Genomic DNA, 662 nt, shown 5'->3' on the forward strand with positions numbered 1-662 from the left:
GTGAAAAGGCTGCGAAATTTTTCGAGGTGATCGCGCCGGACCGGACACGGTAGCGGAAATTGCCGGGAAGCTGTGCCCACCAGGCCGCTTCCAGCCCGAGATCCTCGCAGGCGACGACGGCGCCGCCATTGGTCAGATGCGTCCGACTCTTGGCCAGATTGTCCGTCAATTCCCTTACCGAGTCGGCGAAGACTGTAAGCGTCAAATGATGGTCGCCGAGCACGAAGCGGTTGGATTCCAGATCGTCCAGTGCGTCGTCGAGCTCCTCGAGCTGCGACCCAGCTTTGTCGCCGGCGCTGACCATCTGGTTTTGCTTGCGACCCATCACCGTCTTCGCGTCCGACTTCGACAGGAAGGAGAAGCTTTGGGTCAGGATCAGTTCATAGGGAACGGTGAGCAAGCCGTCGAACATGCCAGGTCGCGTGCGGGCCGGATATTCCTTAAAGCCGAACATGCCGGCATAACGGCTCGATCCTTCGTGACGGATCTCGACCGTCTCGCGACCGACAATGACCCGGTCGGAATAAATCGCGGATGAAACGCGGCCCGCGGTCAGAGGGACAGCTTCACGGCGCCCACCCACCAGTTGATGCAGCACTTCGCTCGGCTCAGAGAAGATCAGACCCTCGCGTTCCTGAAGGGTGAGGACGCGCGGGCCGAAA

General features: G+C 60.6%; 1 protein-coding gene. It reads right to left on the minus strand.

The genetic code is table 11. The features are described from left to right. The coding region (locus CEV33_RS01495) for a VirB4 family type IV secretion/conjugal transfer ATPase (RefSeq protein ID WP_456236561.1) at positions 1-662 on the minus strand (662 nt) is incomplete at both ends.

The organism is Brucella grignonensis, from assembly GCF_002252505.1.
GTDB classification, from domain to species: domain Bacteria; phylum Pseudomonadota; class Alphaproteobacteria; order Rhizobiales; family Rhizobiaceae; genus Brucella; species Brucella grignonensis.